The sequence below is a fragment of the Pseudomonas sp. MF6755 genome, from assembly GCF_016405635.1.
Lineage (GTDB): Bacteria > Pseudomonadota > Gammaproteobacteria > Pseudomonadales > Pseudomonadaceae > Aquipseudomonas > Aquipseudomonas haemolytica.
Genome location: NZ_JAEKDA010000001.1, coordinates 338,180 through 362,005, shown reverse-complemented (window position 1 = coordinate 362,005; position 23,826 = coordinate 338,180). Strand labels below are relative to the sequence as shown.

At 60.7% G+C, this 23,826-nt stretch carries 21 protein-coding genes; 10 read left to right on the top strand and 11 right to left on the bottom strand.

What is annotated here, in order from left to right:
- Window positions 1–25: 25 nt before the first annotated feature.
- Genes JFT66_RS01680 through mfd form a run of 3 tightly spaced genes read right to left on the bottom strand, consistent with a single transcriptional unit; the run spans window position 26 to window position 6,756 of the window.
- A complete protein-coding gene (locus JFT66_RS01680; RefSeq protein WP_034118696.1) occupies window positions 26–2,719 on the bottom strand; it encodes a DEAD/DEAH box helicase in 2,694 nt (897 codons plus the stop codon).
- A gap of 9 nt (window positions 2,720–2,728) precedes the next feature.
- The gene (locus JFT66_RS01675; protein WP_153837747.1) at window positions 2,729–3,295 is read right to left on the bottom strand and encodes a CsiV family protein; all 567 of its coding nucleotides are present in this window, start codon (window positions 3,293–3,295) and stop codon (window positions 2,729–2,731) included.
- An 11-nt stretch (window positions 3,296–3,306) separates the two neighbouring features.
- A complete protein-coding gene (mfd, locus tag JFT66_RS01670; protein ID WP_162524824.1) occupies window positions 3,307–6,756 on the bottom strand; it encodes a transcription-repair coupling factor in 3,450 nt (1,149 codons plus the stop codon).
- A gap of 340 nt (window positions 6,757–7,096) precedes the next feature.
- Here mfd and JFT66_RS01665 point away from each other — a divergent pair, with 340 nt between their 5' ends.
- Window positions 7,097–8,560, top strand: coding sequence for a glyceraldehyde-3-phosphate dehydrogenase (locus JFT66_RS01665; protein ID WP_153837748.1), 1,464 nt, complete (start codon window positions 7,097–7,099; stop codon window positions 8,558–8,560).
- A gap of 179 nt (window positions 8,561–8,739) precedes the next feature.
- Here JFT66_RS01665 and JFT66_RS01660 read toward each other — a convergent pair whose 3' ends face one another.
- Window positions 8,740–9,273: a chalcone isomerase family protein gene (locus tag JFT66_RS01660; protein ID WP_034118700.1), complete on the bottom strand. Its 534-nt coding sequence runs from the start codon at window positions 9,271–9,273 to the stop codon at window positions 8,740–8,742.
- Between the two features lie 213 nt (window positions 9,274–9,486).
- On the opposite strand from JFT66_RS01660, the gene sthA reads away from it, so the two are divergent.
- Window positions 9,487–10,881, top strand: coding sequence for a Si-specific NAD(P)(+) transhydrogenase (sthA, locus tag JFT66_RS01655; protein WP_005786183.1), 1,395 nt, complete (start codon window positions 9,487–9,489; stop codon window positions 10,879–10,881).
- A gap of 42 nt (window positions 10,882–10,923) precedes the next feature.
- On the opposite strand, the gene JFT66_RS01650 is transcribed toward sthA, so the two are convergent.
- Together JFT66_RS01650 and JFT66_RS01645 are read right to left on the bottom strand one after the other, a co-directional pair.
- The gene (locus JFT66_RS01650; RefSeq protein WP_003172585.1) at window positions 10,924–11,646 is read right to left on the bottom strand and encodes a glycerophosphodiester phosphodiesterase; all 723 of its coding nucleotides are present in this window, start codon (window positions 11,644–11,646) and stop codon (window positions 10,924–10,926) included.
- A 43-nt stretch (window positions 11,647–11,689) separates the two neighbouring features.
- Window positions 11,690–12,274 (bottom strand): PilZ domain-containing protein, encoded by a 585-nt coding sequence (locus JFT66_RS01645; RefSeq protein WP_153837749.1) that lies wholly within the window; start codon window positions 12,272–12,274, stop codon window positions 11,690–11,692.
- A gap of 94 nt (window positions 12,275–12,368) precedes the next feature.
- Here JFT66_RS01645 and JFT66_RS01640 point away from each other — a divergent pair, with 94 nt between their 5' ends.
- The 3 genes from JFT66_RS01640 to JFT66_RS01630 all read left to right on the top strand — a co-directional run bounded on the left by JFT66_RS01640 (window position 12,369) and on the right by JFT66_RS01630 (window position 15,617).
- Window positions 12,369–13,619: a lipoprotein-releasing ABC transporter permease subunit gene (locus JFT66_RS01640; protein ID WP_153837750.1), complete on the top strand. Its 1,251-nt coding sequence runs from the start codon at window positions 12,369–12,371 to the stop codon at window positions 13,617–13,619.
- 7 nt (window positions 13,620–13,626) lie between these two features.
- Window positions 13,627–14,310, top strand: coding sequence for a lipoprotein-releasing ABC transporter ATP-binding protein LolD (gene lolD / locus JFT66_RS01635; protein ID WP_019818240.1), 684 nt, complete (start codon window positions 13,627–13,629; stop codon window positions 14,308–14,310).
- Window positions 14,311–14,372: 62 nt separating this feature from the next.
- Window positions 14,373–15,617: a lipoprotein-releasing ABC transporter permease subunit gene (locus tag JFT66_RS01630; protein ID WP_014717521.1), complete on the top strand. Its 1,245-nt coding sequence runs from the start codon at window positions 14,373–14,375 to the stop codon at window positions 15,615–15,617.
- Between the two features lie 99 nt (window positions 15,618–15,716).
- Here the strand turns inward: JFT66_RS01630 and JFT66_RS01625 are convergent, their stop codons facing one another.
- Both JFT66_RS01625 and JFT66_RS01620 read right to left on the bottom strand, forming a co-directional pair.
- The gene (locus tag JFT66_RS01625) at window positions 15,717–17,072 is read right to left on the bottom strand and encodes a heavy metal sensor histidine kinase (protein ID WP_198858685.1); all 1,356 of its coding nucleotides are present in this window, start codon (window positions 17,070–17,072) and stop codon (window positions 15,717–15,719) included.
- Window positions 17,069–17,749, bottom strand: a complete 681-nt coding sequence (locus tag JFT66_RS01620) for a heavy metal response regulator transcription factor (RefSeq protein WP_034118704.1) — start codon at window positions 17,747–17,749, stop codon at window positions 17,069–17,071. Before JFT66_RS01620 ends, JFT66_RS01625 begins: the two co-directional genes overlap by 4 nt.
- Before the next feature lie 156 nt (window positions 17,750–17,905).
- Between JFT66_RS01620 and copI the strand changes: the two genes are divergently transcribed.
- Together copI and queF are read left to right on the top strand one after the other, a co-directional pair.
- Window positions 17,906–18,427: a copper-resistant cuproprotein CopI gene (copI, locus tag JFT66_RS01615; RefSeq protein ID WP_034118705.1), complete on the top strand. Its 522-nt coding sequence runs from the start codon at window positions 17,906–17,908 to the stop codon at window positions 18,425–18,427.
- Between the two features lie 66 nt (window positions 18,428–18,493).
- Window positions 18,494–19,324, top strand: coding sequence for an NADPH-dependent 7-cyano-7-deazaguanine reductase QueF (gene queF / locus JFT66_RS01610; protein WP_034118706.1), 831 nt, complete (start codon window positions 18,494–18,496; stop codon window positions 19,322–19,324).
- Between the two features lie 138 nt (window positions 19,325–19,462).
- Here queF and JFT66_RS01605 read toward each other — a convergent pair whose 3' ends face one another.
- Entirely contained in the window at window positions 19,463–19,729 is a 267-nt protein-coding gene (locus tag JFT66_RS01605) for a DUF4404 family protein (protein ID WP_103733543.1), read from the bottom strand.
- A 111-nt stretch (window positions 19,730–19,840) separates the two neighbouring features.
- Window positions 19,841–20,449, bottom strand: coding sequence for an HAD family phosphatase (locus tag JFT66_RS01600; RefSeq protein WP_153837753.1), 609 nt, complete (start codon window positions 20,447–20,449; stop codon window positions 19,841–19,843).
- Window positions 20,450–20,643: 194 nt separating this feature from the next.
- Between JFT66_RS01600 and JFT66_RS01595 the strand changes: the two genes are divergently transcribed.
- On the top strand, window positions 20,644–21,333 hold the full coding sequence (locus tag JFT66_RS01595) for an MlaA family lipoprotein (protein ID WP_034118708.1): 690 nt from the start codon (window positions 20,644–20,646) through the stop codon (window positions 21,331–21,333).
- A gap of 62 nt (window positions 21,334–21,395) precedes the next feature.
- On the opposite strand, the gene JFT66_RS01590 is transcribed toward JFT66_RS01595, so the two are convergent.
- On the bottom strand, window positions 21,396–21,692 hold the full coding sequence (locus tag JFT66_RS01590) for a PilZ domain-containing protein (RefSeq protein WP_162524825.1): 297 nt from the start codon (window positions 21,690–21,692) through the stop codon (window positions 21,396–21,398).
- A gap of 276 nt (window positions 21,693–21,968) precedes the next feature.
- Between JFT66_RS01590 and rssB the strand changes: the two genes are divergently transcribed.
- Window positions 21,969–23,150, top strand: a complete 1,182-nt coding sequence (gene rssB, locus JFT66_RS01585) for a two-component system response regulator RssB (protein WP_014717527.1) — start codon at window positions 21,969–21,971, stop codon at window positions 23,148–23,150.
- Window positions 23,150–23,632, top strand: a complete 483-nt coding sequence (gene rssC / locus JFT66_RS01580; protein ID WP_010566476.1) for an anti-sigma factor antagonist RssC — start codon at window positions 23,150–23,152, stop codon at window positions 23,630–23,632. The genes rssB and rssC overlap by 1 nt, the downstream gene beginning before the upstream one ends.
- Window positions 23,633–23,826: the final 194 nt, after the last annotated feature.

Genomic DNA, 23,826 nt, shown 5'->3' with positions numbered 1-23,826 from the left:
CTTGCTCGCGAAGGCGATCTAACGTTCAGCGCTTTTCTTGCTTATTCGGCAGTGGTGCGAAGAGCGCCTCGATATCCTCATTGCCCAATTGCCAGTCCCCCGTAGTGCGCCCATCCAGCACACCCGCCGCCAGGTCGGATTTCTCCTTCTGCAGATGCTGGATTTTCTCCTCCACCGTGCCCCGGGCAATCATCTTGTATACGAACACCGGTTTTTCCTGCCCGATGCGATAGGCGCGGTCGGTGGCCTGGTTTTCCGTGGCCGGGTTCCACCACGGGTCGTAGTGGATCACCGTGTCGGCTTCGGTCAGGTTCAAACCCACGCCACCGGCCTTCAAACTGATCAGGAATATCTGTAGCTTGCCGCTCTGGAAATCCTTCACCGGTGTGCGCCGGTCACGGGTCTGACCGGTCAGCAATGCGTAGGCAATGCCGCGTTTTTTCAGCTCGGCTTCGATCAAGCTCAGCATCGAGGTGAACTGGGAAAACAGTAGGATTCGCCGGTCCTCGGCAAACAGCTCTTCGAGCATTTCCATCAGGCTGTCGAGCTTGCCCGAGCTGCTGCCACGCGTTGGCAGGCTGGCGTCGTTGACCAGGCGCAGGTCGCAGCACACCTGGCGCAGTTTCAGCAGCGCTTCAAGGATGATGATCTGGCTGCGTGCCACGCCCTTGCGGGTGATTTCGTCGCGGACCTTTTTATCCATGGCCAGGCGCATAGTTTCGTACACATCGCGTTGGGCCTCGTTGAGGTCGACCCAGTGGATGATCTCGGTCTTGGGCGGCAATTCCGTCGCCACCTGTTCCTTGGTGCGGCGTAGCAGGAACGGCTTGATCCGACCGTTGAGGTGCTGCAATCGCACTTCACTGGCGCGCTTTTCAATCGGCACGCGGTAATCGCGATTGAAGCTTTTCACGTCGCCCAGCCAGCCTGGCAGCAGGAAGTGGAACAGCGACCACAGCTCGCCCAGGTGGTTTTCCAATGGCGTGCCGCTCAGGCACAGGCGCTGGCGCGCATTCAGTTCGCGTGCGGCTTGGGCGGCCTTGCTGGAAGGGTTCTTGATGTACTGCGCCTCGTCGAGGATCAACACATGCAGGGGTAGGGCGGCGAGTTGCTCAATGTCCTTGGGCAGCAGGGCGTAGGTGGTCAGCAGCAGGTCGTAGTCCTGAAGGTTGGCAAAATGTTTCTTACGCCCCGCGCCATACAAAGCCAACACCCTGAGCTGCGGGGTGAAGTGTGCAGCTTCATCGAGCCAGTTCGGGATCAGGCTGGTGGGCATCACCACCATGCACGGCCTATCCAGGCGCCCTGCGATTTTTTCAGTAAGGATATGCGCCAGGGTTTGCAGGGTTTTGCCCAGGCCCATGTCATCCGCAAGAATCCCGCCCACCTCCAATTGGCGCAGAGACTGCATCCAGCTCAAGCCTTCCAACTGATAAGGGCGCAAGGTCGCGTTCAGGCCCTCAGGCGCCACGCAGGTGAAGCCCTTGATGTCGCGCAGGCGTTGGGCGAAGTTGCGGATTTTTTCGCCACCTTCCCATTGCAGCGGCAGGTCTTCCAGCGGGTTGAGGCGGATCGCATCGGCTTTGGCCAGGCGTAGCGTGGTCGTGCCGGCTTCTTGTAGGTAGAACTCGCCGAGGGTCGCCAGCACCGGCTTCAAGCGACCGTAGGGCAGTGCCACTTGCAATGGGCCATGGCCGCCATTGGGCAGGCCGGGGATGTTCACCAGGATCAGCTCATCATCGCGGCGCCGCGCCAGTTTCTCCGGGTTGAGGATCTCGGTGTGGGAGCGCATCAGGTTCAACAGGATCGGCAGCAGGCTCAAGCGTTCGCCATTGACGATAATGCCCAGTTCCAGGTCGAACCAATCGCGTTCCGGCCCTTCATCGACCGTGGCATACCAGTCATCGACGGTGCTCAGGTCAAAGCCGAAGTCTTCATCGATCTGCAGCTCCCAGCCCTCGGCGCGCAAGGTCGGCGACGCATTGAGGGTGAAGTTCAGCCAGGCGCTGTCGTTGACCATCTCGAACAGCTCGCCGGCACTTTCCGGCAGGGCCTTGCTCTGGCGTGTGGCGATCTTGAACCCGAGCAGGCGCAGTTGTTCGCGAAAGGGCTGTTCCCGCTCGGGATGGCGCTTGATGCGCAGGCTCTGGGTTTCCTGGCGCACGATGATGTCGGCATTTTTCTGCCCGCTGACATAGTTGCCCAGGTAGTTGAACGACAGCGCCGCACGGTGCTGGATATACCGTTGCATCTTGCCGTTGCGCGGCTCGAATGCGCTGAACTCCACACTGGCCAGCCACAAGCGCGGTACGGGCTGTACATCGTCCATCACCACCTGTGGCAACACCACGCGGTTATCCAGCACCGCCTGGAGTTTTTCGAGCAGTTCGGCATCCTGGGCCGCTGCCGGGTAGGCCAGGGTTTCCTGGACCTTGAGCAGCACCGCCGCGATGTGCTTGCAATTGGTGTGCACCGGGCACGTGCAGCGGCTGTCCACCAGGATCAGCGTGCCCTTGGCTGATTCGCGCAGCGAGATGGTCTGCCGGTAAACGTTGCCGCCCGAACCTTCGCAACTGGCAATGATGGTGCTGTCGCCGGACTCGACGATGCGCACGCGGTTTTCCAGGGCGTAGCGCCGCCCGCGCTCAAGGCTTTGCTCTTTAAAGCGATTGGCCCACGAAGGGGCCAGGGGTTTGGTCAGCGACGACGTCAGGGGCATGGCGCGGGATCAGTCCTGAAGGTCGGGCGGTGGTGCACTGGGTGGCTTGGCGGTCAGCGAGGTGATCTTGATCAGCAACGCCAGGTGACCACCATCCAGGTAGTTGAGCTGGTTGTTCTTGGTGCGCACGTCTTTCTGGCTCAAATGCTCGCTGGCAATCACGCTGCCGTTGCTGTCGAACTGGTTGATCCAGAAGTCCGCGTCGATATCGGTAAAACGCCCCAGTTGCAGGCTCAACACACCTTCGATGGGGAACTGGCCGAATTGCTCCTGGCCGTCGGTGATCGCGACTTTGACCGGCTGCTCGCCCAGGTTCTGTTCCCAGGCCTTGTGGGCGAGCACCGTATAGTTGGCGTCGGCGCTGAGCTTGTCGACGATATTGCCCAGGCGCGGCGGGCTCATCCGCTCGCCCAGGCGTGGTGCGCCCGCATCCCAGTTTTCGGGTGCGGCGCGGCTGTTGATCACCGGCTCGGCATTCTGGCGCACCAGGATCATTTCCACCTGGTACAGGCCGTCGGCGAATGCCGAAGGCGCGATTACCACCAACAACAGGCTCAGAATGCGGAACAGGCGCATGGCGGCGTCCTTCAAGCGGATTTCGGGATGAGGCGCTCGAACAGCGCCTCCAAGGTATTGAAGCGTTCTTCGGCACGTTCCATCGGTACCATGAACTTGAACAGCGTAGCCCCTTCGAACTTGTAGCGGTTGGGCTGGCCCTGGATCAGCTTGATCAGCACCAACGGGTCTACGGGCGTCTGCGCTTCGAATTCGATGCGGCCACCCTGCGGCCCGGCGTCGACTTTCTTGATACCCAACTGCTCGGCCTGCAATTTGAGCAGGGTCAGGCGCACCAGGTTCTTGGTCGGTTCCGGCAGCAGGCCGAAGCGGTCGATCATCTCCACTTGCAGGTCCTTGAGGCCCTCTTCGTCGGTGGCCGAGGCAATGCGCTTGTAGAGGATCAGCCGCGCATGCACATCCGGCAGGTAGTCTTCGGGAATCAACGCTGGTAGGCGCAGGTTGATCTCCGGGCCGCCGCCCAACGGTTGGTCGAGGTTCGGTTGCTCGCCTTTGCGGATGGCTTTCACTGCGCGTTCGAGCATCTCCATGTACAGGGTGAAGCCGACTGCCTGGATCTGGCCGCTCTGGCCATCGCCGAGCAGCTCACCAGCGCCACGGATTTCCAGGTCGTTGGTCGCCAGCACGAAGCCGGCGCCGAGGTCCTGGGTGTTGGCGATGGCTTCCAGGCGCTTTTCCGCGTCGCTGGTGATTTGCTGGCGCGGCGGTGTAAGCAGATAGGCATACGCCTGGTGGTGACTGCGCCCGACACGGCCGCGCAGTTGGTGCAACTGGGCCAGGCCGAACTTGTCGGCGCGCTCGATGATGATGGTGTTGGCGCTCGGCACGTCGATGCCGGTCTCGATGATGGTCGAGGCGATCAACACGTTGAAGCGCTTGTGGTAGAAGTCGCTCATCACCTGTTCGAGTTCGCGCTCGCGCATCTGCCCATGGCCTATGGCGATACGCGCTTCTGGCACCAGTTCGGCGAGGTCGGCGGCGCATTTCTCGATGGTCTTCACATCGTTATGCAGGTAATACACCTGGCCGCCGCGCAGCAGTTCGCGCAGCAGCGCTTCCTTGACCGTGCTCTTGTTCTGCTCCATCACGAACGTACGCACCGACAGGCGGCGCGCCGGCGGGGTGGCGATGATCGACAGGTCACGCATGCCCGACACCGCCATGTTCAGCGTGCGCGGAATCGGCGTAGCGGTGAGGGTGAGGATGTCGACTTCGCTGCGCAGGGCCTTGAGCTGTTCTTTCTGACGCACACCGAAGCGGTGTTCTTCGTCGATGATCACCAGGCCCAGGTTTTTGATCTTCACATCGTCCGACAACAGCTTGTGGGTACCGATGACGATATCGATCTTGCCCTCGGCCAGGTCGGCGATGGCGGCATTCACTTCCTTGGCGGACTTGAAACGGCTCATCACCTCCACGGTTACCGGCCAGTCGGCAAAGCGGTCGCGGAAACTGTTGTAGTGCTGCTGGGCGAGCAGGGTAGTGGGCACCAGGATCGCCACCTGGCGACCGCCGTGTACCGCAATAAAGGCTGCGCGCATCGCCACTTCGGTCTTGCCGAAGCCCACGTCGCCACACACCAGGCGGTCCATCGGCTTGGGCGCAAGCATGTCGGCGCGCACCGCTTCGATGGTGGTTTGCTGGTCCGGGGTTTCTTCGAAGGCGAAGCCGGCGCTGAAGGTGGCGTAGTCGGCTTTGGGGTCGGCGAACGCGTAGCCTTCGCGGGCCGCACGGCGGGCATAGATGTCGAGCAACTCGGCTGCCACGTCGCGCACTTGTTCGGCGGCCTTGCGCTTGGCTTTCTGCCAGGTCTCGGAGCCCAGGCGGTGCAACGGTGCCAGGGCATCGTCGCTACCGGTATAGCGGGCAATCAAGTGCAGGCTGGCCACCGGCACGTAGAGCTTGGCGCCCTCGGCATATTCCATGGTGAGGAATTCGGCGGCCTGGTTGTCGATCTCCAGGGTCTGCAGGCCGAGGTAGCGGCCGACGCCGTGGTCGATATGCACCACCGGCGCGCCTTCGCGCAGCTCGGTGAGGTTCTTGATCACCGCGTCATTGTTGGCATCGGCACGTTTTTCCCGGCGGCGGCGCTGCATCACGCGTTGACCGAACAGCGGGCTCTCGGCGATCAGTGCAAGCGCCGGGTCATCCAGCAGCAGCCCTTCGTCCAACGGCGCGATGGTAATCGCCAGGCGCTCTTTGCTGGCGACAAAGTCCGGCCAGCTGTCGACGGTTTTCGGGCGCAGCTTCAGGCGTTCCAGCAGCTCCAGCAGCACTTCGCGACGCCCGGCGGATTCGGCGGTAAACAGCACGCGGCCGGGGAAGTCACCGAGGAAGTTGGACAGTGCTTCCAGCGGTTGCGTGGCCTTGGCCTGGATTGCCAGGTCCGGCAGCGTCCCTGCTGGGAAACGCTCGCGGCCACTGCCGGCATCCACGTCCTGCTGGCTGGCGACCACGCGCGGCCAGTTTTTCAAGCGGGCGAAGCAGTCTTCCACCGGCAGGAACAGTTCGGCGGGCGGCAATAAAGGCCGGGACGGATCGACGCGGCGCTCTTCATAGCGGTTACGCACGTCGTTCCAGAAGTTTTCCGCCGCCTGTTCGATGCCCGGCAGCGAGAACACCTGGGTGTCCTGGGGCAAGTAGTCGAAGAGGGTGGAGGTTTCGTCGAAGAACAACGGCAGGTAGTACTCGATACCCGCTGGTGTAATCCCGCTGCTCAAGTCCTGGAAGATCGGGCAGCGGCGGAAGTCCACGTCGAAGCGTTCACGAAAGCGCGCCTTGAAACGCGTGACCGCGTCCTTTTGCAGCGGGAATTCCCGCGCCGGCAGCAGCTTGATCGAATCGACCTTGTCGATGGAGCGCTGGTTTTCCGGATCAAAGGTGCGCAGCGTTTCGATTTCGTCATCGAACAGGTCGATGCGATACGGCAACTTGCTGCCCATCGGGAACAGGTCGATCAGCGCCCCACGCACCGCGAATTCACCGTGCTCGTACACCGTGTCGACGCAGCGGTAGCCGCTGGCCTCCAGGCGCGTGCGCATTTGCTCTACGTCGAGCTTCTGGCCGATGTCCAGCACCAGGCTGCTGCCCAGCAGGAACTTGGTCGGCGCCAGGCGGTGCAAGGCCGTGGTGATCGGCACCACCAGCACGCCGTGGACCAGTTCCGGCAGGCGGTACAGGCTGGCGATGCGCTGGGAAATGATGTCCTGGTGCGGCGAGAACAGGTCGTAGGGCAGGGTTTCCCAGTCGGGAAAATGCAGCACCGGCAAATCGGGGGCGAAGAAGCTCAGCTCCTGCTCCAGCCGTTCGGCACTTTGGCTGTCGGCGGTCAGCAGCAGGGTAAAGCGCTTGGCTGCGCTGGCAGCCTCGGCAATGGCCAGGCTCAGGGCGGCACCGGGCAGGTTGCCCCAGTGCTGTTTACCTGCCGCGGCAGGGAGAAGCGGTAGACGCAGAACGGGCACGGAAGGTTGAGCTCCAAGCGTTGCGACAAAGTCGGTAATTGTAACGGCCCGAGGTGCCGCCTGTCAGTTGCTGACTGTGCCTATTACGGTTTGTAGGAAATGTAGTGGCTAAGACAAACAATGGTGGGTTTTGACTTAATATGTAGTGCCAAAATGCGCGAATGTTTAGGAGGGTTACGGACAAGTCAGCCTCTGCGCTCGACTAGTGGCCTTCTGGAACCCGCGTATTTCCTGGGCTGTAGCGCGGTGGTATTTTTTTGCAAGGGCTTTTTGTTGCCCCTCGCGCATTGCTCATCGTGCAGTCGGGCGACATAATGTAGCCCCTTTTTTCTGCCCCTACATGTGGAAGGTTCCCGTGACTCAGAAGCCCGACCAGTGTCTTGGTGAATGGATCGACCGTGAAGCACTCGCAGAAGCGATGATTCCGCTTATCGGCCAGCTGTACCGCAATAACAATGTGGTGAGCTCGATCTATGGCCGCAGCCTGATCAACCAGTCTGTCATCGCGATTCTCAAGGCGCACCGCTTTGCGCGCCATCGCTCTGCCGACGACAGCGAACTCTCCGTCCACGAAACATTCCCACTGCTCAAGGCCATGAGCGAGCTCAAGCTCGGCGCGGCCTCGGTAGACCTGGGCAAGTTGGCCTACAAGTTCCGCAAGGAAGGCACCGGCCGTAGCGCCGAGCAGTTCGTGCGTGAAGAAATGGCCGAAGTGGTTGGCCAGCAAAACGCCGCGGCCCGCAAGGGCACCGACGTCGTGCTGTACGGCTTCGGTCGTATCGGCCGCCTGTTGGCGCGCATCCTGATCGAGAAAACCGGTGGCGGCGACGGCCTGCGCCTGCGTGCCATCGTGGTGCGCAAAGGCGCCGAGAACGACCTGACCAAGCGCGCCAGCCTGCTGCGTCGCGACTCGGTACACGGTCCGTTCAACGGCACCATCGTCATTGATGAAGAAAACAACACCATCACCGCCAACGGTAACCTGATCCAGGTGATCTACGCGAAGAGCCCGTCTGAGGTGGATTACACCCAGTACGGTATCAAGGACGCCCTGCTGGTGGACAACACCGGCGTATGGCGTGATGCCGAGGGCCTGGGCCAGCACCTGGCTTGCCCGGGTATCGATCGCGTTGTCCTGACCGCGCCTGGCAAAGGCAAGCTCAAGAACATCGTGCACGGTATCAACCACGCTGAAATCACCGCTGACGACAAGATCGTGTCCGCCGCTTCCTGCACCACCAACGCCATTGTGCCGGTGCTCAAGGCTGTGAATGACAAGTTCGGCATCGTTAACGGCCACGTTGAAACCGTTCACTCGTACACCAACGACCAGAACCTGATCGACAACTTCCACAAGGGCGATCGCCGCGGCCGTAGCGCCGCGTTGAACATGGTGATCACCGAGACCGGTGCTGCCACCGCTGCTGCCAAGGCACTGCCTGAACTGGCCGGCAAGCTGACCGGTAACGCGATCCGCGTGCCGACGCCGAACGTGTCGATGGCCATCCTCAACCTGAACCTTGAGAAAGCCGCCACCCGTGAAGAGATGAACGAGTACCTGCGCTACATGGCGCTGCACTCCGATCTGCATAAGCAAATCGACTTCGTCAATTCCCAGGAAGTGGTCTCCACCGACTTCGTCGGCTCGCGCCACGCCGGTGTGGTGGACGCCGAAGCGACCATCACTCAGGACAACCGTGTTGTGCTGTACGTGTGGTACGACAACGAGTTCGGCTACAGCTGCCAGGTGGTTCGCGTGATGGAAGACATGGCTGGGGTCAACCCTCCTGCGTTTCCGCGCTAAGCATTTGCGTTGAATGAAAAAGCCCCGACTGGTTCGGGGCTTTTTTATGGCTGTGAGTGTCGTGGTGTCTGGAACGGCCTCATCGGGAGCAAGCCCCCTCCCACATTTTGGTTTGTGAATACATTCAAAGGTGGGAGGGGGCTTGCTCCCGATAGCTCTGCGTCAGCCGCCGAAAATCCTCAGTTCAGCAACCGGCCGCGCAAACTGTCCGACAGCCCTTTGGGCCCCAGCCAAATACCCATGTAGGCCTTCGCTAATTCAGCGTCTGGGCTGCTGAACACCACCTGGCCATTGATCTCCAGGTTCAAGCCCCGGCCCGGTCGAAAGTCCAGGGCATAGCGGTCACCGCTGCGAATATCCCGGAAGCGGGCGTGCAGCCTGGCTATCCCCGGATTCAAACCGGCGCTGATTTGCTGGCGTTCCAGGGTGGCGGTGGCGGCCTTGATCACGTCGTTGCGGTCGATGTCGCGAAAGTAATACAGCGTCAGGCGCAGCGCTTGCTGTTGGTCCCAGGCCTGCTTGGCGTTTAGATCCGGTGGGGCATACAGCGCGGCCGCATACACATCCGCCCAGAGGTAAGTGAGCACCGCCTGGTTTTTCAGCATCAATGCCTGGGACTGTGCCGGGAAGTCAGCCTGCTTGAGTCGCTGCGCTTCATTGGCATGCGCCGTGATCGACACCATCAGCATTAAACAAAAAAATAGTTGTCGCATAAGGCTCATCCTCAAATCGGCGCTGATTTGCGTCCTGTAGTATGGCAACACTGGCCTACGACGCGACCAAGGGTTAATGTTCGCGGCGTTGAGCCTTCTATAGACTGTGCCCCGGTTCACACACTTGAGCCAAATTGTCCTTCATGACCGCTGGCCGCGGCATGATTTAGCCCGGCGTCCAACCGTACGCCTGGCCTGTTCTGAGGAGTACGCATGGCTGTCTACAACTACGACGTGGTGGTACTGGGTTCCGGCCCAGCTGGAGAAGGTGCGGCGATGAACGCTGCCAAAGCAGGGCGCAAGGTGGCGATGGTCGATAGCCGTCGCCAGGTCGGCGGTAACTGCACCCACCTGGGTACCATCCCGTCCAAGGCGTTGCGTCACTCGGTGCGGCAGATCATGCAGTTCAACACCAACCCGATGTTCCGGGCCATTGGTGAGCCGCGCTGGTTCTCGTTCCCGGACGTGTTGAAAAGCGCCGAAAAAGTCATCTCCAAGCAAGTCGCCTCGCGCACCGGCTACTACGCCCGTAACCGTGTTGACCTGTTCTTCGGCACCGGCAGTTTCGCCGACGAGCAAACCGTCGAAGTGGTCTGCGCCAATGGCGTGGTCGAGAAGCTGGTGGCCAAGCACATCATCATCGCCACCGGCTCGCGCCCGTATCGCCCGGCGGATATCGATTTCCACCACCCGCGTATCTACGATAGCGACACTATTCTCAGCCTGGGCCACACCCCGCGCAAACTGATCATCTACGGCGCCGGCGTGATCGGCTGTGAATACGCCTCGATCTTCAGCGGCCTGGGTGTATTGGTGGAGCTGGTGGATAACCGCGACCAGTTGCTCAGCTTCCTCGACTCGGAAATCTCCCAGGCGTTGAGCTACCACTTCAGCAACAACAACATCACTGTGCGCCATAACGAAGAGTATGAGCGGGTCGAAGGCCTGGACAACGGGGTGATCCTGCACCTCAAGTCCGGCAAGAAGATCAAGGCCGACGCCTTGCTGTGGTGCAATGGCCGTACCGGCAACACCGACAAGCTGGGCATGGAAAACATCGGGGTCAAGGTCAACAGCCGTGGCCAGATCGAAGTGGACGAGAACTACCGTACCTGCGTGACCAACATCTACGGGGCTGGTGACGTGATTGGCTGGCCAAGCCTGGCCAGTGCCGCCCATGACCAGGGCCGCTCGGCCGCCGGCAGCATTGTCGACAATGGCAGCTGGCGCTATGTGAACGACGTGCCCACCGGGATCTACACGATTCCCGAGATCAGCTCCATCGGCAAGAACGAACACGAGCTGACCAAGGCCAAGGTGCCTTACGAAGTGGGCAAGGCGTTCTTCAAGAGCATGGCGCGTGCGCAGATTGCCGGTGAGCCGCAAGGCATGCTGAAGATCCTGTTCCACCGTGAAACCCTGGAAGTCCTCGGCGTGCATTGCTTCGGCTACCAGGCTTCGGAGATCGTGCACATCGGCCAGGCGATCATGAACCAGCCGGGCGAGCAAAATACCCTCAAGTATTTCGTCAACACCACCTTCAACTACCCGACCATGGCCGAAGCCTACCGGGTTGCCGCCTACGATGGCCTCAACCGGCTTTTTTGAGCGGCTCCGGCCGGTGGCCTGAGCCGGCCGGGGAGACCGATTTCAGTAATTCCCGAGGGTGGCAGTGGCCAAACCGGGAAAGTCTGTAATCAGGCTATCTACGCCGAAGTCGGCGAGCCTGCGCATCAGCGCGGGTTCGTTGACTGTCCACACGGACACGTGCAGGCCCTGGCGCTGGGCTTTTTCCAGCCGCTCAGGGGTGCACAATGTCCAGTTCAACGCCAAGTATTCACAGCCGTAGTTCTGCGCGACCTTCAGCGGGTCGAGCCAGGCGTATTCGGCGACCAGGCCGCGTGACAGGTCCGGGGTGAGTTCGACGGCTGCCTTGAGCACTTCCCGCGAGCTTGACGTCACGGTGACCTTGTCCATCAGGCCAAAGCGTACGGCCATTTCGCGGATTGCCAGCACGGTGGTCGCCGCGCGGGTGCGCGAGGCGCTTTTGACTTCCAGCTGCCAGTGGTCGAAGTCGCACTTTTCGAACAGCTCCTCCAGGCGCGGGATCGGGCAGGGGCTGACCCAGCCTGGGCCGCCTTTGCGTGCGTCCATTTTCACCAGGTCGGCCGCCGAATACTCGACGACTTTGCCACGCCGGTCGGCGGTGCGCTTGAGGGTCGGGTCGTGAATGACCATCAGCTCGCCGTCCATGGACAGGTGCAAATCCAGTTCGCAACGGCGTACGCCGTGCTTGAGGCACTCCTGAAAGCTGGTCAGGGTGTTTTCCGGTGCTTCGCCTTTGGCACCGCGGTGGCCGTAGATCAGGGTCACAGTTGCTCCTTTGCGCCAGGTGGTCTGGCGGGATAATACGAATTCAGGTGTCTTGGGCGTCGCTTTGTTCCCGCGCCAGGCGCCGTTCCTGTGCCTGTTTCTGCAGGATGTAGCGCGCCAGCAACTGGCGTTGGGCATCGGTCATGGATTCGAATTCCGTGCCGACATCAAAGCCGGCGCCCTTGGGGTCGCAATGGGTCACCCGTGCGCGCAGCAACAGGCCGAGCGCCTGGGGCATCAGCACCAGCTTGACCGCCAGGTGAGTGTCGGGCGCCAGCGGGGTAGGGTGCTGGAAGTCGATGCCGCCCTCGGAAATGATCACCGGTTGCGGCGCCCCAACTTCGTTCAGCAGGCCGCGGGCCATGATCTGGCTGAGGAGTTCCAGGCGTTTGTTCTGCACTTTGAGGAACGCTGCCAGGCTGCGATCTTTCTCGCTGATCTGGCGTAGCAGGTGCTGGGCTTCGAATTCGCTCAAGTGCAGTTCGCTGAGGAGATTGAACAGCGGCGAATCATCCAGCAACACTTCCTTGCTCGCCGCTTCGGGGCCAGACAATGTGCTGATTTGAAGTGCGATCATGTCGTCGATACGGTAGTATTCGCGACGCTCTTCTTCATCTAATGTCGACATGGCGAACCCCAGGTAACGGTAATGGTCTGAGTGTAAAGCTGCTTACCAGACCCCGCCACCGGGACGTCTTCTTTTCCTCCGAACAAGCCCCGACATGTTCAGACCTCTCTTCGTATTTATCGGCACGCGTTATACCCGTGCAAAGCGTCGCAATCATTTTGTGTCGTTCATTTCCTTGACCTCGATGATCGGTCTCGCCCTGGGCGTGGTCGTGATGATCGTGGTGCTGTCGGTGATGAACGGCTTCGATCATGAGATGCGCACCCGCGTGCTGGGCATGGTGCCCCACGCGACCATCGAGGGCGATGCGCCCATCAATGACTGGCAAAGCCTGGCTGCCAAGGTCAAGCAGAACCCCAAGGTGGTGGCCGTCGCGCCGTTTACCCAGATGCAGGGGTTGCTGACCAACGACGGCAAGGTGCAGAAGATCCTGCTCAATGCCATCGACCCGGCCCAGGAGCGCAACGTCTCGATCATCGACCAGTTCATGTTGCAGGGTAAGCTCGATGACCTGGCGCCCGGTAGCTTCGGCATCGTGATTGGCGACAAGGCCGCAGCCAAGCTCGGCGTGGGGGTCGGCGACAAGCTGACGTTTGTCGCCCCGGAAGTCACTGTGACCCCGGCCGGCATGTTCCCGCGCATGAAGCGCTTTACCGTGGTCGGCACCTTCCACGTCGGCGCCGGCGAGATCGACGGCTACCTCGGCCTGACCAACCTCACCGACCTGGCCCGCCTGCATCGCTGGCAGCCGGATCAGGTGCAGGGCCTGCGGCTCAAGTTCAATGACTTGTTCGATGCGCCGCGTGGTGCCTGGGAAATCGCCCAGCACCTGGGCGAGTCGCAGTATTACGCCCGCGACTGGACTCGCACCCACGGCAACCTGTACCAGGCCATCCGCATGGAAAAAGCCATGATCGGCCTGCTGTTGCTGCTGATCGTCGCTGTCGCTGCTTTCAACATCATTTCCACACTGGTGATGGTGGTGAACGACAAGAAGGGCGATATCGCCATTCTGCGTACCCTGGGCGCCACGCCGGGGCAGATCATGGCGATCTTCATGGTGCAGGGCACCGTGATCGGCGTGGTTGGCACCTTGATCGGCACGGCGGTGGGCATCCTCGCCGCACTGAATGTCAGCGCCGCCATCGCCGGCCTCGAAACCCTGATCGGCCACAAGTTTCTCAACGCCGACGTCTACTTCATCGATTACTTGCCGTCCCAGGTGCAAACCCAGGACGTGCTGATGGTGGGCGGCGCTGCGTTGGTCCTGAGCTTCCTTGCCACCCTGTATCCAGCCTGGCGCGCGGCACGTACCCAGCCAGCACAGGCATTACGTTATGAGTGAATCGGGCATGAGTGAAAAAGCAATCCTGAGCTGCCGCAACCTGGGCAAATCCTACGAGGAAGGCCCGGAATCGGTGGTGGTGTTGTCCAACCTGCAGCTCGAACTGCACCCGGGCGAACGCGTGGCGATCGTCGGCAGTTCCGGTTCCGGCAAAAGTACCTTGCTCAACCTGTTGGGCGGCCTCGATACCCCGTCCCAGGGCAGCGTGTGGCTGGCCGGTGAAGAACTGTCGGCCTTGAATGAAAAGGCCCGTGGCCAACTGCGCAACCGTTCGTTGGGTTTTGTGTACCAGTTCCACCACTTGTTGCCGGAATTCACCGCCCTGGAAAACGTGTGCATGCCGTTGCTGATCGGCAAGACCGCGATTCCCGAAGCGCGCCAGCGTGCTACAGCCTTGCTGGAGCGCGTCGGCCTCGGCCATCGCCTGGAGCACAAGCCGGCCGAACTGTCCGGCGGTGAGCGCCAGCGTGTGGCGATTGCCCGCGCCCTGGTGAACAACCCGGGCCTGGTGATGCTCGACGAGCCGACCGGCAACCTCGACTCCCACACCGCCCAGGGCATCAAGGACTTGATGCTGGAACTGAGCACCCAGATGCGCACCGCGTTCCTGGTGGTGACCCATGACATGAGCATGGCCCGGCAGATGGACCGCGTGTTGCACCTGCAGGAAGGTCACCTGGTCGCCATCTGACCTGCTTCAAGCCCGGCGTTGTTGACGCTGGGCTTTTTCATTTTTTCAGGCGGTGTACGCGAATGTTCAGACCGTTATCCATTTTCATCGGCACGCGCTATACCCGCGCCAAGCGCCGCAACCGTTTTGTCTCGTTTATCTCGATGACCTCGATGATCGGCCTCGCCCTGGGCGTATTGGCCATGATCGTGGTGCTGTCGGTGATGAATGGCTTCCAGCGCGAAATGAGCTCGCGCATTCTGGGCATGGTGCCCCACGCCACCATCGTTGGCGTGAAGCCGATTGATGATTGGCAGCCAGTAGCCGCTGCCGCGATGAAGAATCCGCAAGTCACTGCGGCCGTACCCTTCACGCAGATGGACGGCATGTTCTCCTACAAGGGGGCCATGCAGCCGATTGAGATCAGCGGCGTCGACCCGGCCCAGGAAGGCAAGGTGTCCATCGTGGCCCAGCACATCGTACGCGGCAAACTCGACGATCTGAAACCCGGTGAGTTCGGCGTAGTGGTCGGTGATATCACGGCGCGCCGCTTCCGCCTGAATGTGGGTGACAAGCTGACCCTGATCGTTCCGGAACTCAGCAGCGCCCCAGGTGGCATTACCCCGCGCATGCAGCGGCTGAACGTGGTGGGCATCTTCAAGGTGGGCGCCGAGCTGGATGGCTCCATGGCGCTGATCCACATGGCCGACGCAGCAGAAATCCAGCATTGGCAGCCCAACCAGGTGCAAAGCGTGCGCCTGGCGGTAAAGGATTTGTACGCGGCGCCGAAAGTGTCGGCGGATATCGCCGCCAGCCTGGGTGCAGCCTACAAGCCCGATGACTGGACCCACACCCAGGGCAGCCTGTTCAGCGCGATGAAAATGGAAAAGACCATGATCGGCCTGTTGCTGCTGATGATCGTCGCTGTGGCCGCGTTCAACATCATCGCCACCTTGATCATGGTGGTGAACGACAAGGGCGCGGACATCGCGATCCTGCGCACCATCGGCGCCACGCCTCGGCAGATCATGGCGATCTTCATGGTGCAGGGCACGGTGATCGGCGTAGTCGGTACCCTGATCGGCGGTGTGCTGGGGGTGATTGCCGCGCTGAACGTCAGTGAACTGGTGGGCTGGCTGGAGCGGGTCAGCGGGCAGCATATCTTCAGTTCGGACGTGTACTTCGTCAGCAACCTGCCTTCGGAGCTGCAAGGCGGGGACGTGTTGCTGATTTGCTCGGCGGGGTTTGTGCTGAGCTTCCTGGCGACCATTTACCCGGCGTATCGGGCGGCGAAGATTGAGCCGGCGCATGCGCTGAGATATTCGTAAGGCTTTAGACCGCTATCGGGGGCAAGCCCCCTCCCACATTTCAACCGCGTTTCAAGTGTGGGAGGGGGCTTGCCCTCGATAGGGCCGGCCCGGCTTGCATCAATCTCCCTTCGGCAACTCAATCACAAACCTTGTCCAGCCCGCCTTCGACTCACAATAAATCTTCCCCCCATGGGCCCGCACAATCGACTGGGTGATCGCCAACCCCAGCCCTGCATGCTCACTGCTGCCCTCATGCCGTGCCGGATCAGCCCGGTAGAAACGGTCAAACAGCCGCGGTAATAACCGCGCCGGAATGCCTTCCCCGTTGTTCTCCACCGTCAGCTTCACGCCCTCTGTGCCTTGCAAGATGCGCACCCGCACTTCGCCGCCTGATGGGGTGAACCGCAACGCGTTATCCAGCAGGTTCGACACGGCCCGGCGCAGCATGCCGCGATCTCCCGCCGTGTGGGCATTACCCTCGCGCACCAGCGTGACCTGCGCGTCTTCCGCCACCAGGGTGAAAAACTCCAACAGCGCTTCTACTTCGAGAGCCAGGTCCAAGGGTTCACGCGTGGGCATCAGTAAACCGTGATCCGCCTTGGCCAGATAAAGCATGTCGTTGACCAGTTGCGCCATCCACTGCAACTCTTCCAGGTTGCTATGCAGCGCCTCGCGATAATCTTCCAGCGGGCGCGGCTGGGTGAGGATGACTTGGGTCTGGGTCAGCAGGTTCGACAACGGCGTGCGCAGTTCGTGGGCGATATCGGCGGAGAAGGCAGAGAGGCGCTGGAACGCATCGCCCAGGCGCCCCAGCATGGCGTTGAACGCTTGAGCCAGTTCTGCCAGTTCCGCCGGCATTTGTGTATGGGGCAAGCGTTGCGTCAGGGAGTGGGCGGATACCCCGGCGGCCACTTCGCCCATGCGTCGCAACGGTCGTAAGCCACTGCGCGCAGCCCAGGCACCGAGCAGGGCGGTAGCCAGGGCCGAGAGGCCGACGGTCAGCCAGATCAAGCGCTGCATACGCTCCAGAAAGTGTTGGTGGTGCGTGATGTCGAGTACCAGGCTCAGCTGTGGCGAACCGGGTTGGCCGGGCGCCAACGGTGCGTTGTACACGCGGTACTCGGTGCCTGCGTTTTGCAGGCTGTGCAGGCCGGGTGCTTCGGGCAAGGTGACGTTCGGCGCGCCGTCCAGCCAGCGCTGGCCGGCAGCGCTGACGCGTAAAGTGAGGTCGGGCTGGTGACCCAGGTCGGCGCGCAGCTGTGGTGTTCGCTGGAGGAAGGCTTCCCGTGAGTCGATACCCTGCAAGGTGCTGCGCAGCGCCACTAATTTGCTGTCGAGCTGCTGCTGGTCCAACTCAATGAAGTGCGCCTCGCTGGCGCGGTTGAACAGCACGCCTGCGACCAGTGACACCACTGCGGTGCAAGCAGCGAACAGCAACGCCAGGCGGCTGGTGAGGGAGAGCCGCTTGATCAATTGCACCGTTCCTCCAGCACATAGCCCATGCCGCGCACGGTGTGAATCAGCTTGTTGGTGAAGCTGTCATCGACTTTAAGACGCAAGCGGCGAATCGCTACTTCGATGATATTGGTATCGCTGTCGAAGTTCATGTCCCACACCTGGGAGGCGATCAGCGACTTGGGCAGCACCTCGCCCTGGCGGCGCAGCAGCAATTCCAGCAAAGAGAACTCCTTGGCGGTGAGGTCGATGCGCTGGCCGTCGCGCTCTACGCGGCGACGGACGAGGTCCAGGCGCAGGTCGGCCAGTTGCAGTGTGGTTTCCTGCGGTGTGCTGCCGCCACGACGCAATAGGCTACGCACGCGCGCCAGCAATTCGGAAAAGGCAAACGGCTTGACCAAGTAATCATCGGCGCCCAGTTCCAGGCCATGTACACGGTCTTCTACTGCATCGCGAGCCGTGAGAAACAGCACCGGGATATCCAGGCCTGCGCTGCGCACCGCTTGGAGAATTTGCCAGCCGTCGCGGCCGGGGAGCATTACGTCGAGGATCAGCAGGTCGTAATCGCCGGTCAATGCCTGATGCTGCCCAGTCGTGCCGTCGGCCACCAACTCGGTGGTGAAGCCCGCCTCGCTCAGGCCCTGGCGCAGGTATTGGCCGGTTTTCGGTTGGTCTTCGACGATCAGCAGTTTCATGTAGGGCTCTTGGCAAAGGGGACGCTGGCCTTTATACCGTGGCTGCCAGGGTAGGGGCGCAAGCTGACAAAGTTGTAATCTAGCAGTCAGTTGGCTGGCAGCGAGGCTATCTTAAAGTGCGCCCCAAGCGGGTCACCTATTTTTGGAGAGTAAGAGATGGCATTGCGTACCCCCCTGTTATTAGCGGGCTGTTTGTTGGCGTTGAGTTTCAATGCACTGGCGGATGCAGCTCACACTTACGCGTTCGGCCAACCGGCACCGGCTGAAAAAGCCACGCGTACCGTGGAAGTCACGCTGCAGGACATTGCCTTTACGCCCAAGTCCCTGGACGTAAAGGCCGGTGAAACCGTGCGTTTTGTACTGGTCAACAAAGGCCAGTTGCTCCACGAATTCAACCTGGGCGACGCGGCGATGCATGCGGCGCACCAGAAAGAGATGTTGCAGATGCAAGCCAGCGGCATGCTCACCGCCACCGGCATGGGCAAGATGGACCACAGCGCCATGGGGCACGGTGATATGGGCGGCATGAAGCACGACGATCCCAACAGTGTATTGGTGGAACCGGGCAAGACTGCCGAACTGACCTGGACCTTTACCAAGGCCACGGGCCTGGAGTTCGCCTGCAACCTTCCCGGCCATTACCAGGCGGGCATGGTCGGCAAACTGACCGTTGAGTGAGGCGTTTGTTAAGGGCGGGGGCAAAGGCTGGTAGACTGGCGCGGTTTATTTAGCCAGGTTTCCGCCATGCATCCCGCAGCCGAACATTCGCCGCTGGGCAAGTCCAGTGAATACATATCCACCTATACCCCATCGTTGCTGTTCCCGATTCCGCGCGCCGCCAAGTGGGCCGAACTGGGCCTGAGCGCCGAAACCCTGCCGTACAAGGGCGTGGATTTCTGGAACTGCTTCGAATTGTCCTGGTTGCTGCCCTCGGGCAAGCCGGTGGTGGCCATCGGTGAATTCAGCATTCCGGCCGACTCGCCGAACATCATCGAGTCCAAGTCCTTCAAGCTGTACCTCAATTCGCTGAACCAGACCGCGTTTGTCGATACACCCAGCCTGGAAGCCACCCTGCGTGCCGACCTCAGCGCCGCCGCCGGCAAACCGGTGGACGTGCGCATCCGCAGCCTGGCCGACATCGAGGCCGAAGGCGTGATGGCGTTGCCGGGTGCGTGCATTGACGGCCTGGATATCAGCGTCAGCAATTACGAACACCCGCGCCCGGAACTGCTGCGTTGCGATGACTCGCGTGTCGTGGAGGAGAGCGTGCACAGCCACCTGCTTAAATCCAACTGCCCGGTGACCAGCCAGCCAGACTGGGGCAGTGTGGTGGTGGAGTACCGTGGTGCGGCACTGGATCATGCCAGCCTGCTGGAATACATCGTGAGCTTTCGCCAGCACTCGGACTTCCATGAGCAGTGTGTGGAGCGGATCTTCCTGGACTTGCAGCGCTTGCTCAAACCGGAGAAGTTGACCGTGTATGCGCGGTATGTGCGCCGGGGTGGGTTGGATATCAACCCGTATCGCAGCACTGAGAACACGCAGTTTCTGAACGTGCGGCTGGCGCGTCAGTAAGCCTGCACGCAAAACCAAATGTGGGAGGGGGCTTGCTCCCGATAGCGGAGTGTCAGTCACAGCAACTGTGTCTGAACCTCTGCTATCGGGGGCAAGCCCCCTCCCACATTTTGGTTTCGTGCTTGGCTTGCGGGCAGGTTAGATCCCGATATTGCCCAGGGTGATCATGATATTGCGCAATGTCCCGGAAATGACTGGGTGTTCGGCATCGAACTCTATGGCCGCTTGATTCACATCGTCGGAAATACTGGGCGTCTGAGTCGCCGGTTCAAGTTCAAGTTGTAATTCAAACTTGGCAATCAAGGCTTCCAGCGCTTCACGTTTCTCTTCCGACAGCGGCGGGTCCTGTTCCAACTGCCCGCGCAGGATCTCGACCTGTTCTTCCAGCTTTTTGCGATCAGGCATGACGTTCTTTCCTTTTATCGATAGTCACTGGCATAGACCGCGGCACGCCGTGAAAGGTCTACGAGCTGGCCTGTAGATTAATCCACTGGGGCCGACCGTGCATGATCTTGATCAGGGCTTCTCGCCTTTGAGCTGGCGCAGGCTGATGTCTGCAAGGCAACTGCCGAGCTCGCCCAGATGATCGATCACCGAGTGCACGCCCAGGCCATAGAGCGCCATCGTCGCCTTGCCACGCTTGGATTCGCGCTGCTGCTCGGTCAGAGCCTGCCATTGCTCGGGCGACAGGCCGCAGAGCGAGCCACAGGAGGCCAGGCCGATGGTCCACAACCCGGCATTCAGGCCCGATTGCAGTAGGCGCGGCTCGCCGCTGACCAGTACGCAGCCTTCCAGGCGTTCGATGTTCAACTCCATCAAGGCTTGCCAGCAAGCGTGGGGCGCGGGCCAGCGGATGGAGGAGGGCGAGGCTGCCTTGAGCCAGCCCGGCAGGCCGGTGGACAGAGGCGTGGTGATTGAGGGGGGCAGTTCGTCCAGCCAGGCGCAGGGCACGCCTTGTTCTTTAAGGCTGCGCAGAATCTTCAACGCGCCGGGTGTGACCTCGGCATCGGGGCAGGGCGAATCGGTGCGCGCCTGGGAACCAAAATCTACCAGGCAGCCACTCAGGCCAAATAACACGGCGGTCAACGAGGGGGCAGTGGCGACGGCAATCTCGGCGTGTGGCATCTGAACGTCCCTGAAATAGCAGCAACACTATCGGGCTGGCATGACAAGGGCATGACACTGGCGTACTTGTAGGAATTTTGTTCATTTTCCGTAAGTCAGTTCCTAGTGGCTGCCTTAATCGACACTTCCGTCATATACTGACGGTCTTATTCAGGGCATAGCGCCCATGACAGACCATTCAAGGAGCAAAAGCTATGCGCTGGAGCCAGTACTTCGCTCAGCTATCGGTGTGTGCCACCATCCTGTTGGCACCGTTCGCCGCCCAAGCCGCGTCGGAAGATGACCCATGGGAAAGCGTCAACCGCCCGATCTTCACCTTCAACGACACCGTTGACACCTATGCCCTCAAGCCAATCGCCCAGGGCTATCAGTTCGTCACCCCGCAATTTGTGCAGGACGGCGTTCACAACTTCTTCCGCAATATCGGCGATGTCGGCAACCTGGCCAACAACGTGCTGCAGCTCAAGCCCTACAATGCGGGTGTAGACACGGCTCGCCTGTTGGTCAATACCACGTTTGGCGTGCTGGGCTTCGTCGACGTCGGCACCAAAATGGGGCTGCATCGCAGTGATGAAGACTTCGGCCAGACCCTCGGTTACTGGGGCGTCGGCAGCGGCCCGTACGTGATGATCCCATTGCTCGGCCCAAGCACCTTGCGTGATGCGCCGTCCAAATACGTTGACAGCTACACCCAGCCGTACCGCTACATGAACGACATCGGCTGGCGTAACAGCACCTTCGGCCTCAACGTCGTCGACGTGCGCGCCAGCCTGCTCGACAGCGAGAAGCTGATCAGCGGTGACAAGTACACCTTCATTCGTAACGCCTACCTGCAGAACCGCGAGTTCAAGGTCAAGGATGGCAAGGTCGTTGACGACTTTTAAGCTGTGACGTTTTGAAATGAAAAAGGCGACCTGAGAAGGGTCGCCTTTTTTGTGCGCGCTTTTCAGCGCATGTTCAAGATCTTAAGGCCCAGGTGTTGTTCATCGCCTGCAGTCTTGGTCCACACGACTTCAGTATCCGCCTCCAGGCCCTTGAGTGCCGCATGCTCTGAGTCGATGCGCACGGTCAGTTGGTCGCCCACGCTGAACTGGCGCGGTGCCTGCACCTGCATGCCGGAGCTGGAAAGGTCCAGGCATATACCTTCAATCTCCTGCCCGGCGTGGATCAAAGACACATTGGCGTCCACCCGCATGCGGATGAAATCGCGTTTTTCGTCGTAGCCGCGCTCGTGTTCGCTCACAGCATCCATCCTTACTTTACGTTGGGGTCGTGACAGTTCTTATAACTCCCGGTGATTTGCGATGTAAAGACGCTCGGCGACCATCGGCATGAGCTTGAAACCCCTCACGGATGGGAGTACCGTCTGCGCCTTAGAAGGGCACCTCTGCTTTACCGTTGTGCATGGGTTAAATCCCAATGCTTTGTAGGACAGAGAGGCTAGAAAGCGAATCCAGTACGTGAGCCCGGCCATTGCCGGGCCGCCTACGCCAACCTAATTCTGGCGCCGTTTGCCCACATGCAGAAAACCAGTGCCACGCTGCTGATAATCGATGACGACGAAGTAGTGCGTGCGAGCCTCGCGGCCTATTTGGAAGACAGTGGCTTCAGCGTCCTGCAGGCCAGTAATGGCCAACAGGGTCTTCAGGTATTCGAGCGCGACAAGCCCGACCTCGTGATCTGCGATCTGCGCATGCCTCAGATGGGCGGCCTCGAGCTGATTCGCCAGGTGACCGACCTTGCCCCGCAGACGCCGGTGATTGTCGTGTCCGGTGCCGGGGTCATGAACGACGCCGTGGAAGCCCTGCGCCTGGGCGCCGCCGATTACCTGATCAAGCCCCTGGAAGACCTGGCCGTGCTGGAGCACTCGGTGCGCCGCGCCCTGGACCGTGCACGTCTGCTCCTGGAAAACCAGCGCTACCGGGAAAAGCTCGAGACCGCCAACCGCGAGCTCGAAGCCAGCCTGAACCTGCTGCAGGAAGACCAGAACGCCGGTCGCCAGGTGCAGATGAACATGCTGCCGGTCAGCCCATGGACCATCGACGAATTCAAGTTCGCGCACCAGATCATCCCGTCGTTGTATCTGTCGGGTGATTTTGTCGACTATTTCCGTGTCGATGAGCGACGAGTGGCGTTCTACCTGGCCGACGTTTCCGGCCACGGGGCTTCTTCTGCTTTTGTCACCGTGTTGTTGAAGTTCATGACCACACGGCTGTTGTTCGAGTCCAAGCGCAATGGCACCTTGCCGGAGTTCACCCCCTCCGAGGTGCTGGGCCACATCAACCGAGGCTTGATCAGCTGCAAGCTGGGCAAGCACGTGACGATGGTCGGCGGTGTGATCGATGAAGAAACCGGTCTTTTGACCTACAGCATTGGCGGTCACCTGCCGATGCCTGTTTTGTACACTCCTGACAGTGTGCGTTACCTGGAGGGGCGTGGTTTGCCGGTTGGCTTGTTCAATGAAGCCACCTACGAAGACCACATCCTGGAACTGCCGCCGACGTTCAGCCTGACGCTGATGTCCGACGGTATCCTGGACCTTCTTCCAGAGCCTACACTCAAAGAGAAAGAAGCCGCCTTGCCCCAAAAGGTCAAGTCGGCGGGCGGCAGCCTGGATGGCCTGCGGCAGGTTTTTGGATTGGCCACGCTAGGGGAGATGCCGGATGATATCGCCCTATTGGTGTTGAGCAGGAATCTTTGATGAGTACCGGAAGAATCCAATTCGCCGAGCAAGACGGGACCTTCGTCCTGAAGTTTGTCGGTGAAGTGCGCCTGACCTTGTGTTCGGCGCTGGATGCGACGATTGAGCGGATCTTCACAGCGCTGAACTTTTCGGCGATCGTGATCGATCTGACCGAAACCCGCAGCATCGATAGCACTACCCTGGGCCTTTTGGCCAAGTTGTCCATTCTGTCGCGGCAGAAGGTCGGCCTGTTGCCGACCGTGGTCACCACCCACGAAGACATCACCCGCCTGTTGCAGTCCATGGGCTTCGACCAGGTGTTCAACATCGTTGACCGCCCGATCCCCTGCCCGGAATGCCTCACCGACCTGCCGTCCCAGGACCAGTCCGAGGAAGTCGTACGAATCAAGGTGCTGGAAGCGCACAAAATCCTCATGGGCCTCAACGAGTCCAACCGCGAAGCCTTCCACGACCTCGTGAACGCCCTCGAGCGCCACTGATCCCCAATTGAAATATGATCAAAATGTGGGAGGGGGCTTGCTCCCGATAGCGGAGTGACAGTCAGTAAATTCATAACTGACCCACCGCTATCGGGAGCAAGCCCCCTCCCACAATTGACCTGCGATTGGCTCGAGACTGGCACACAAAAAAGGGCGGCACCCTCACAGGTGCCGCCCTTTTTGCTGCTATCTGC